The organism is Yinghuangia sp. YIM S10712 (assembly GCF_051388935.1).
GTDB lineage: Bacteria > Actinomycetota > Actinomycetes > Streptomycetales > Streptomycetaceae > Yinghuangia.
The window spans coordinates 201,541-212,043 of record NZ_JBPKBI010000008.1 but is presented as its reverse complement, the minus strand read 5'-3'; the positions used below and the strand labels follow the sequence as shown (position 1 = coordinate 212,043).

Genomic DNA, 10,503 nt, shown 5'->3' with positions numbered 1-10,503 from the left:
CCCCCCCCCCCCCCCCCCCCCCCCCCCCCCCCCCCCCCCCCCGCCGCCATTTGTCACAGTCCTGCCGCCCACTCCCGCAGCACCGCGAAATCCTCTTCGTCCAACCCACGTTCCGCCGACACCGTGTGCAACAGCGCGGGGCCCCCATGGTGTTCGGCGACCCATTCCCGGTCGCGGTCCCCCGGTTCGTCGTCCACCCACACGAACGGCCGGCCCGCCGCGTACGCGACCAACGCGCGCGTCTTCCAGTGCAGGCCGTCGGGGTCTCGGGCGAACAAACCCTCGCCCCAGTCGATGTAAGGCAGGCGCGGCAGACCGACGACCGGGCCGATCATGGCGTTCGCCTCGTCCATCCACGACGTCGCCCACACGAGTTCGAACGGCAGCGCGGTCAGGGCGGGGCCGTGCGCGGGGTTCAGGTCGACGCGCAGGAGCGGGGCCTGCTCGGGATCACCACCGTGCATGTCGATCCAGTTGCGCGGTTTGAGCATGTGGGACGCGTAGCCCGTGGGGCACGAACGCGGTTGCACGTCAAAGGGATTCAGCGGACCGTCGACGTCGAGGAGCAGCAGTGCGCGCGATGAGGTCTTCACAAAGCCGAGGTTAAGAGGTCTCGGGGCCGCCGGTCACGGGTACGCGGGCCGGGGACGGATCCCGGCCGCGTACTCGCGGACGACCGAACAGCCTTTCCGCATCCGGAAGTTGACGTCGTCCGTGCGTTCGACGTCAGCCGGTGTGGCGAGCCCTTCGCGGACCGCGAGGCGGTGGTCCCGCGTACGCTCCCACTCCTCGTGAGCCTGACTGCCCGCCTGGAACGCCGCTCGCCGACATCGCCCTTCCACGTCTGGGCGCTGTGGGTGCTCACGACGACGGCACAGCGACCGGAACATTCGCTCGGGCGTTCGACGGTTCTTCGTCCCACCGCGGCGATGGGAGAGGATGGCCGGTATGGATCTTCGCATCTTCACCGAGCCGCAACAGGGCGCGAGCTACGACACCCTTCTCGCCGTCGCGAAGGCGACCGAGGATCTGGGATTCGACGCGTTCTTCCGTTCCGACCACTACCTGCGCATGGGCGGCGGGGACCCGCTGCCCGGCCCGACCGACGCGTGGATCACCCTCGCCGGCCTCGCACGGGAGACGAAGCGGATACGTCTGGGCACCCTGATGACCGCGGCGACGTTCCGGCAGCCCGGAGTCCTCGCGATCCAGGTGGCACAGGTGGACGCGATGTCCGGCGGACGCGTCGAATTCGGCCTCGGGGCGGGGTGGTTCCAGGACGAACACACCGCGTACGGCATCCCCTTCCCGAAGGACAAGTTCGACCGCCTCGAAGAGCAACTGGCGATCATCACGGGGCTGTGGGAGACACCGGTCGGCAAGACCTTCGACTTCACCGGCAGGCATTACCAGCTCGCCGACTCCCCCGCGCTGCCCAAGCCCGTGCAACAGCCGCGTCCCCCGGTGCTCATCGGCGGCCACGGGCCGAAGCGCACGCCGAAACTCGCGGCACGGTTCGCCGACGAGTTCAATCTGCCGTTCGCGTCTCCCACGGACACCGCCACGATGTTCGGCCGTGTACGCGACGCCATGGCCGACGCGGGACGGCGCCCGGACAGCATGGTCTTCTCCAACGCGCTCGTCGTATGCGTGGGCCGCGACGAGGCGGAGTTCACGCGCCGCGCGGCGGCGATCGGCCGGGCCCCCGAGGAGCTGCGCGAAAACGGCCTCGCGGGCACCCCGGCGGAGGTCGTCGACAAGATCGGCCGCTACGCGGAGGTCGGTGCGACGCGGATCTACCTCCAGGTCCTGGACCTGTCGGACCTCGACCACTTGGAACTGATCGCCGCCGAGGTCATGCGTCAGCTCGACTAGTGCGGCGGCCACAAAGGTTTGCCGGTTCTCGTTGTCCGGTGCCCTGCATCGCAAGGCGCAGGGGCCGAAGCTCATGCTCCGGTCTGCGGGCCGGGTGTCGTCGCTGGGTCGTGGTGCCGACGGGCGGTCGGCACCACGAATCAACACCGCTGGGCGGCGCCTTCGCACGGGGCAGCCGCCACGCGAGTTCGAGTCGCCCCTGTTCGCAGTTGAGTCCGGCCTGACGCGGCTCCACCTTCGGGCCCGGCCCGGGTCGAGATGGTCATCGACACCCTGCCTCGATCAAGTCGGCAACTTGCCTTCTGTTTTGGGGTCGGTCGACGATGCGTTCTGCGGAATCGCCGATCGGGACGGTGACCGCACGTCAGAGCGTGGTCCGGGCCCGCCTTGAACCGTGATGCGGTCGGCACACGTCCGGCCGTGGCGACGACCCCGGGCGCACTCACCGTTCGTGCGGGAGGCCGAGAAAGTCAGCCATGCGGGCAACGGCCTCGGTGAAGAGTGCATCGGCGGGGTCGAAGGTGCCGACGAAGGTGCCGAAGAGCTCGAAGCCGATCATCCCGGAGAGCTGCGACCAGGCGACGACCGTCCGGACCGTCGCGGCCGGCGGCAGGTCGACGCCGGTCGCCTCGGCGACGAGGCCGGCCTGGGCGACGAGCTCGGGAGCCATGCTGTCGGGGCGATCGGTCGTGCGGTCGACGAGAAGGCCCAGGTCGTGGGCCTCACGCACCGTGGTCAACAGCGCGACGGGCACGCGGGAGGCATGGCCGACGGTGTCCTGGGGGGCTTGGTACCCGGGGACGGGCGTGCCGTAGATGAGGGCGTACTCGTGCCGGTGCTCCTGCGCCCACGTGCGGGCTGCGGTGCATTTCGCGCACCAGCGCCCGCGTACGTCGATGGCCGGCAGGTCGGCGCCGGCTGCTTCCACGGCGGCGCCGATGCCGTCGTACGCATCGATGATCAGCTGTGTCAGCAGGTCGTCCCGGCTCGGGAAGTAGCGGTAGAGCGCGGACGAGACCATCCCCAGCTCGCGGGCGACGGCCCGCAGCGACAGGCGTTGCGCGCCCTCGACGGCGAGCTGGCGGCGGGCTTCTTCCTTGATCTCCCGGGTCAGCTCGGCCCGGGCCCGGTCACGGGCGGTGCGGCTCGCGTTCATGGTGCCAGTGTGCCAGAAACGCGAGCACCGGACGAAAAAGAGAGCAGTGCTCTTGCGCGAGAGCGGTCGAGCCGTGCATGCTGTTCTCAGTCGAGAGCAGCGCTCTTGAAACCGAACAGGGTTCACGCCCCCGCGCCGGAGGAACAACGATGACGAACACCGCGCCGACCACCGCGAACGCCACCGCCGCCACGACCGCCCCTTGGGAGACCCCGATGACCGACCCCCAGATCCGCTACATCCAGCCCGGCCGTCCCACCAAGATCTTCAACGCCGTCGTCGCGTGGCTCACCCGCCGCGGCCTCAGCGTCGCGGGCAGCCGCGTTCTGGCGGTACGCGGCCGCAAGTCGGGCGAATGGCGCACCACCCCGGTCAATCTGCTGACGCACGAAGGCGAGCGGTACCTCGTGGCCCCACGCGGAGTCACCCAGTGGGTGCGCAACCTGCGCGCCACGGACGGCGGTGAACTGCGCGTCGGCAGCCGCGCGGGGGCGTTCACCTACGTCGAGCTCACCGACGCCGAGAAGCCGGAGATCCTGCGCGCCTACCTGAAGAAGTGGAAGTGGGAGGTCGGCGTGTTCTTCGACGGCGTCGACGCCTCCGCCGACGACGAAACCCTCCTCCGCATCGCCCCGGGCCACCCGGTCTTCCGCATCACGACGGCCTGATGCCCGGCAGCGGCTCGAACGGGCGGCGGCTTGCGCCGTGCGAGGTGGGCGCAACAGCTTTGCCGGATCCTTGACTTGCCCGTTGTGTCCGTGCCGCCGTGCGGGCCGGGCGCAACAGCCTTGCCGGATCCGTGACTTGCGCGTTGTGTCCGGTGCCCCGTGCTCGCTGTGCTCAAGGATCGCCGACGGTGTCGTCCTCGGACAACGCGGAGACCCCGGCCGACTCGCGGTGCCGACAGGGCAGCCTCGTGACAAACACGGGGTGGTGCAAGGCCGTTCCGCCCGGGGTGCCCCCGGTGCTCCCGAAGTACGAACGGGTCGGAGGCCTACTCCGCGCCCGCGGACGTGTCAGCCAGGTGCTGCTCCACCGCGGGCATCTCGCGGGGCTGTAGCTCCAGTTGGTAGATGACCGTGTCGATCCAGCGGTCGAACTTGTGACCGACCCCGTTCAGCCGCCCCGCCTCCGTGAAGCCGACGGATTTGTGCAGCCGGGACGACGGGTTGTTGTCGCAACCGTCGGCGATGACCGCGAGCAGTCGCCGTACGCCCGCGTCGGCGCACAGCGGCAGCAGTGTCGTCAGCAGCGCCTTGCCCAGTCCCTTGCCGCCGTGGTCCGGGTGGAGGTAGATGGTGTCCTCCGCGGTGTGCCGGTAGGCCGGCTTGGGACGCCACGGTGCCGCGTAGGCGAAACCGACCACCTGCCAGTCCGCCTCGGCCACCAGGAACGGCAGGCGGCGCGCGTAAAGGTCGTACGCCTTGGCCCGCCAATCCTCGGTCGACGGCGGGACCTCGTCGAAGGTCGCGACGCTGTTGTGGACGTAGTGGGCGTAGATGGCGGCGATGGCCTCAAGGTCGTCGGGGTGGGTCGGCCGTATGCGGACGGACTCGCCGGACATGCGGAACTCTCCTTACTGATCCCGGCCCGCAACGTGCGCGGGCCGGTCACGATCCTGCCGTGTGCGCGCGTGCGACTCACCGTGAGGTCATGGCGGTGTAGGCCGGACGCAGCAGATCCGCCGGGTTTCGGCCGCGAATGGCCGACAGTGCCGGCGGTGCGGGAGCGAGCCGGTCGAGTGCGGGATCCGGGGCGGCCGGCGTGTCCGGGGCGAGCGGCAACGGCCCTCCGCCCCAGAAATCGGCGAGGCGGGCGTCGAGCGGGCCGTCGACGTCTCCGCCGCCCGCTCCCGCCCTCCGGCTGTCGTCCGGTCCGTTCATGCCTCCGCCTCCTCGGTCAGCGCGACGAGCTCGCGCAGGGCGTCGGCGGACAAGTCGGTCAGCCAGTGCTCTCCCGACCGCATGCCGTACCCGGGTCCGCCGACCACCGATGCCGCGAGGCCGCGTTTGCCGGCGATCACCGCGTCGATGCGCTCCTCGACCGTGCCGACGCACAGGAACTTGCGTACCTGCACGGTTTGTTGCTGCCCGATACGGTACGCGCGGTCGGTGGCCTGATCCTCGACCGCCGGGTTCCACCACCGATCGACGTGGATCACCTGGTTCGCCGCGGTCAGGTTGAGACCGGTACCCCCCGCCTTCAGCGACAGCACGAAAATCGACGGGCCGTCGGCTGACTGGAAACGTTCGATCAGCCGGTCCCGGTTCCGCCCGGTGACCCCGCCGTGCAGGAACAGCACCTCGGCACCGAGGCGTTCGGCGAGGTGGTCCTTCAGAAGAGCACCGAAACGCGCGTACTGTGTGAAACACAAAGCCCTGTCGCCTTCCGCGACCGCCTCCTCCAGCGTCGCCACGAGGCGTTCGACCTTGCCGGACCGTGCGGCGAGCGGTGTGCCGCGCTCGTGGAGGAACTGCGCGGGATGGTTGCAGATCTGCTTCAGCTTGCCGAGCGTCGCCAGGATCAGTCCCTGGCGCTCGATCCCGGCCGTGTGCCGCACGCGGTGCTCCATGTCCGCGACCACCGCGCGGTACAGCCCGGCTTGTTCGGGAGTGAGTGTGCACAGAACGGTCATCTCCTGCTTGACGGGCAGGTCGGCGGCGATCGCCGGGTCGGTCTTGTGACGGCGCAGCACGAACGGCGCGGCGACGCGGCGCAGTGCGGCCAACGCCCTTGTGCTGCCGTTGCGTTCGATGGCGATCGCGTACGCCGCCTTGAACCGTTCGGGGTCGCCGAACAGGCCCGGGTTGGTGAAGTCGAGGAGGGCGTGCAGGTCCGCGAGGCGGTTCTCGACCGGGGTCCCGGTGAGTGCGATGCGGTGCCGCGCGGGCAGCGCACGCAGGGCACCCGACTGGCGCGTGGCGGTGTTCTTGATCTGCTGCGCCTCGTCGGCGACGACCCGCCGCCACGTGACGGTACGCAGCGTCGCCACATCGCGCTGCGCGGTCTCGTACGTGGTGATCACCAAATCGGCGCCTGCCACCGCGTCCCTGAACTCGGTCTCCGTCCGGCGGCGCCCGGATCCGTGGTGGACGTGCACCCGCAACCGGGGGGCGAAGCGCTGGGCCTCGCGCAGCCAGTTGCCCACAAGGGACATCGGGCAGACGACCAGGGTCGGGCCGGGCACGGCGGTTGGTGCGGGTGACGCAGCCGCCCCCTCGCCCCGACCGTCGGCAAGCCCGGCCTCGGCATGTCCGGTCTCGGTGTGCTCGGCTTCGGCGCGCCCCGTTTCGGCTTGTTCGGCGCTCAGCAACGCGAGTGTCTGCACGGTTTTGCCAAGCCCCATGTCGTCGGCGAGGACCGCGCCGACGCCGAGCCGGGACATGAACGCCAGCCATTCCAGGCCACGTTGCTGGTAGGGACGCAGTGTGGCGGCGAACGTGTCCGGGATCCGGACCGGCTGGGAGCGCAACTCCTCGGCCCCGGCCAGAAGTTGGCCGAGCCACGCATCGGCGTCGACACGGCGGACGGGGAGCCCGGCGACCGTCGGGTCCGGGTCGACCGCGATCCTGACCACCTCTCCCGCCGTCATCGTGCCGGCGCCCCCGCGTGCGAGGAAACGCGCCGCGGCGGCGATCGCACCGGGGTCGGCCTCCGTCCACTGGCCCCGGATGCGCACCAAGGGCTGTGTGGTGGCCGCGAGTTCCCGGAGCTCGTCGACGGTGAGCACGACATCTCCGAGCGCCGCCTGCCACTCGAACGCGACGACCGCGTCCTGGTCGAGCAGGCTGCCTCCGGTGACGAGGCCCGGCGTACGGGTGCGCGCCGTCAGTGTCAGGCCGAGCCGGGGCGGGTTCTGCCACCATGCCGGCAGCAAAACGCCGAAGCCGGATGCGGTGAGGGCGGGCGCGGCGTCGCGCAGGAACGCGACCGCGCCGGCGCGGTCGAGGCGCACGGTCGAGGGGTGGGCCTCGCGCAGCGTGGCCGCGAGCGCGGGCCAGCTCCGGGACGCCCGGTCGAGGTCGGCGAGGAGTGCGTCCTGCGGCTGGTACTGCTTGCGTTCGAAGACGTTGAGAACGGGCCCGGCGGCCCACACCCGCGACGCGTCGACCAGGAGCGACGGTTCGTCCGGGGCTTGCAGGAGGATGTCTACGCGCCAGTTGTCGTCCGTCGTGCCGCCGTACCGGTCGGTGGGGTCGGGGCCGAGGGGTTCGACCAGGCGGAAGCAGGTGCGCAGCGGGCGGGTCGGCGCCCGCTCGGTGGCGTGCCAGGCGGCGAGCGCTGCGCGGAGGTCTTCGGCGTCGTCGGGACCGGTCGCGCCGAGCCACCCGGAGGCGGTGGTGAGCGCCGCGAGCCAGTGCTCGGCCGCGGTCTCGGGCGGGCGCGGCGGACGTCCCTGTGGCAGCAGCGACGGCAGGCCGTCGAAAACGGCACGGGCCTCCTGGTCGACGAGCGCGGCCACGAGGTCGTCGACCAGCGCGGTCGCGGTCACGGCGGCGAACCGCTCGCGGTGCTCGGCACGGCACACCGGCGGACACGCGGCGGCAAGTTCGCGGATCAGCCGCCAGTCGTCCTCGGCCGGCGCCGGCAGCCAGCGCGCGTGGGCGGTCCCGCCCTCCACCACGACGGAGGGCAGCACCCGGCCTCGGCCGACCATGCGCCAGGCGAGGTCGTGCACCGCGGTCAGCCAGCGCAGCGAGGCGCCGTAGGGGACATCGACCGCGCCCTCGCCGGGGATCTCCGTGCGCAACACGGCGTGCCGGGGCTCGAACAGAGCGCCGAGCAATTGCGCCGCCTGGTCGGCGTCGAACAGCAGTGCGGGAACGCGCCACGGGCGCAGGGCCAGGTCGGGACGCGGCCCGCGCAGCGGCTCACCGGGCAGTTCCGGTGAGCTTTGCGGGACGGCGTCGCGCAGCGTGGGCAGGTCGACCACGACCGTCCCGACGGTGGCGCATCCGGCCAGCCATTCCAGCCCGGGGCCGACGCCGGCCAGAAGCGCGCCGACCAGCTCGGCCGTACACGCGTAGGGGTGCGGACGTGCCGCGCCGGCCTCGCCCGTGGCCCGCGCGGCGGGTCCGTCGCCGCCGGGCTCGGGCCGGGCGTCCTCGCCCCACACCGCGAGCGTCCGGTTCGTCTGCCACAGAGCATGCAGAGCGAACACAGGGGCCTTTCCGTCGTACAACACGCGCCGCAGCGCGTCGGTCACAGCCGCCGCCGGATGTGGTGGCCGCACCGGCAGCCTAGGCGGCCGGTGCGACACGTGCGGAGGCATGGTCCCGGTGGGACCCTCGCCGCGCCAGGAACCGCCGAACGGTCCTGGCTGCCGCTCCCCGCGCGGCGCCCGGAATTCGCTCCGTACGGCGACCGCCCGCGTCCGTGGCGTCGCCGCATCGCACTTCCGGTGCCATCGGGACGCCGCACGCCGCAGGCATGCACAGTGCCGAACCGGCCGCACCCGGCGCGAGACGCCGGCTTCCCGAGCCATCGTCAGCGGGCATACCACCATCAGGTCTTGGTATTTCACTCGCTCGTGGCGAGTGGCCATGATGAAGATCCGTACGGGCAACGAACGTGGGAGGACCACGGGCACCTACCGGGTCCGCATTTTGTCGGCTCCTTGGAGGTCACCGCATGGCCGAACAGCCCAAGGGGCCGCAGTGGTCCGGCCCGGCGGCAGCCGGCAGTCCGAAGACACAGCCCGTCATGAAGTCCCGTTTGAGCGGCCTTTCGGCGAGGATACCCGTCCGATCTACGGACGCGGGGCCCGGTCCGCCGCCGACCGCCGCGTGAACGACCGGCCGCTGCCTGTGAGTTGAAGCGTCCCGGCACCGGCCCGACGCCCCGATCCCATCGTGGTGGCACCGGTGCCCTCGCGCGCCCTTTGCGGGCGACGGTCCCCCGAAGACTTCCGTCCGGCACCGGGTTTCGGGGCCTGTGCCGTACGGGCGTACGCCTGCACGCCGGAACCAACCGTTCCGGCGCCACGCCATAGGAGGCAGCCCGTGAGATCGCGGAGAACCGTCACCACCCTCGCGGTGGTCGCATTGCTCGCCGTCGGCTGTGCCGATCGCGGCGACTCGGACAGTGAAAACCAAGCAGGGGCGACTCCGCAACCGACCGCGGTGTCAGCCGACTTCGGCGACCTCAAAGGCGTCTGTCAGCCCGGCGGCGCGACCGGGTCGCCGGCCCAGGGCGTCACCGCCGACGAGATCAAGGTCGGCGTCATGTCCGACGTCGGCTTCACGAAGAACTCCGAATTCCTCGACGCCGCCAAGGTGTTCACGTCGTGGTGCAACGACGCCGGCGGCATCAACGGCCGCAAGCTCGTCGCCAACATCCATGACACCAAGATGGTCGAGGTCCGGCAGCGCATCGCCGAGGCGTGCCGCGAGGACTTCGCGCTCGTCGGGGGCAGCGCCGCGCTTGACGGCATGGGTGTCAAGGAGCGGCTGTCGTGCCTGCTGCCGGACTTCGCCGCCCAGGTCGTGCAGGCCGAGGCCGACGGCTCGGACCTCCAGATACGCACGCAGGCCCGCGCCATCAGCTATGCCCCGTACGCCGGCTTCTACCATTGGCTGCTCAAGGAAGCGCACCCCGCGTCGGGGAGCAGCCTCGGCATCATTGTCGGTGACTCCCCGTCGGTGAAGATCACCGGGGCGAAGGTCGTCGAGAGCCTCAAGGCCGCGGGCGGTTCCGTTGTCTACGAGGACCTCTTCCCCGCGGCGGGCGTCTCCGACTGGACGCCGTACGCCCAGACCATCAAGAACAAGAACGTCCGCGGGCTCGTCTTCTACGGCCAGTACGCCCAACTCGCCAAGCTTGAACAGGCGTTGACCAACATCGGCCACAAACTCGACTGGATCGACGCCAACAACAACGCTTACACCCCGGCCTTCATCGAACTCCTCGGCGACCAGGTGATCTCCACCCAGAACAACGTCGCCGACCTCAGCGGCATCAACCCGTTGGAGAACGCCGCGGCCAGTCCCGCGACCCAGAAGGTCGTCGACCTGTTCCAGAAGTACGCCCCCGGCGCCAAGGTGACGCTGCCCGTGCTGCGCGCGTTCGTGTCCTGGCTGGTCTTCGCCAAGTCTGCGGCGAGCTGCGGTGACGAGCTCACCCGCAAGTGTGTGTACGAGGCCGCCCGCGCCGAGAAGGCGTGGACGGGCGGCGGGCTCCAGGCACCGGTCGACCTGTCGACCAACGATGCCCCGATCACCTGCTTCAACGTCGTCCAGGCCACGGCCGAGGGCTGGAAGATCCCCGACTTCAAGCCCGACAACGGGCCCTACCGCTGCGACGCCCCGGCAGTGAAGCTGACCGGCTCGTACACCAAGCCGGTCACGCTCGCGGACGTCGGCAAGAGCATGGCCGACGTGAAGTAGTAGTCCGGGCGCCGTCCGCGGCAGCCGCCCGGACCGGCCGCACCGAGGAAAACGGCACCGTCACCGGTCCCTTGGCAACGCAGTGGG

The 10,503-nt window shown here is 70.8% G+C and carries 8 protein-coding genes; 3 read left to right on the top strand and 5 right to left on the bottom strand.

The annotated features are described in order from the left end of the window. Positions 1-53: 53 nt before the first annotated feature. A complete protein-coding gene (locus tag ACRX5W_RS18810) occupies positions 54-593 on the bottom strand; it encodes a hypothetical protein (protein ID WP_436789347.1) in 540 nt (179 codons plus the stop codon). Between the two features lie 355 nt (positions 594-948). On the opposite strand from ACRX5W_RS18810, the gene ACRX5W_RS18805 reads away from it, so the two are divergent. Then, positions 949-1,875, top strand: a complete 927-nt coding sequence (locus ACRX5W_RS18805; protein WP_436789346.1) for an LLM class F420-dependent oxidoreductase — start codon at positions 949-951, stop codon at positions 1,873-1,875. Between the two features lie 442 nt (positions 1,876-2,317). On the opposite strand, the gene ACRX5W_RS18800 is transcribed toward ACRX5W_RS18805, so the two are convergent. Further along, positions 2,318-3,031 carry a TetR/AcrR family transcriptional regulator gene (locus ACRX5W_RS18800; RefSeq protein ID WP_436789345.1) on the bottom strand — a complete coding sequence of 238 codons (714 nt, stop codon included), beginning with the start codon at positions 3,029-3,031 and terminating at the stop codon, positions 2,318-2,320. Positions 3,032-3,246: 215 nt separating this feature from the next. Between ACRX5W_RS18800 and ACRX5W_RS18795 the strand changes: the two genes are divergently transcribed. Beyond that, on the top strand, positions 3,247-3,699 hold the full coding sequence (locus tag ACRX5W_RS18795; protein WP_436789429.1) for a nitroreductase family deazaflavin-dependent oxidoreductase: 453 nt from the start codon (positions 3,247-3,249) through the stop codon (positions 3,697-3,699). Positions 3,700-4,025: 326 nt separating this feature from the next. Here ACRX5W_RS18795 and ACRX5W_RS18790 read toward each other — a convergent pair whose 3' ends face one another. The 3 genes from ACRX5W_RS18790 to ACRX5W_RS18780 all read right to left on the bottom strand — a co-directional run bounded on the left by ACRX5W_RS18790 (position 4,026) and on the right by ACRX5W_RS18780 (position 8,192). Then, positions 4,026-4,595 carry an N-acetyltransferase family protein gene (locus ACRX5W_RS18790; protein WP_436789344.1) on the bottom strand — a complete coding sequence of 190 codons (570 nt, stop codon included), beginning with the start codon at positions 4,593-4,595 and terminating at the stop codon, positions 4,026-4,028. 76 nt (positions 4,596-4,671) lie between these two features. Further along, entirely contained in the window at positions 4,672-4,914 is a 243-nt protein-coding gene (locus tag ACRX5W_RS18785; protein ID WP_436789343.1) for a hypothetical protein, read from the bottom strand. Then, a complete protein-coding gene (locus ACRX5W_RS18780) occupies positions 4,911-8,192 on the bottom strand; it encodes an SNF2-related protein (protein WP_436789342.1) in 3,282 nt (1,093 codons plus the stop codon). Before ACRX5W_RS18780 ends, ACRX5W_RS18785 begins: the two co-directional genes overlap by 4 nt. A gap of 841 nt (positions 8,193-9,033) precedes the next feature. On the opposite strand from ACRX5W_RS18780, the gene ACRX5W_RS18775 reads away from it, so the two are divergent. Further along, the gene (locus ACRX5W_RS18775) at positions 9,034-10,416 is read left to right on the top strand and encodes an ABC transporter substrate-binding protein (protein ID WP_436789341.1); all 1,383 of its coding nucleotides are present in this window, start codon (positions 9,034-9,036) and stop codon (positions 10,414-10,416) included. Positions 10,417-10,503 lie beyond the last annotated feature (87 nt).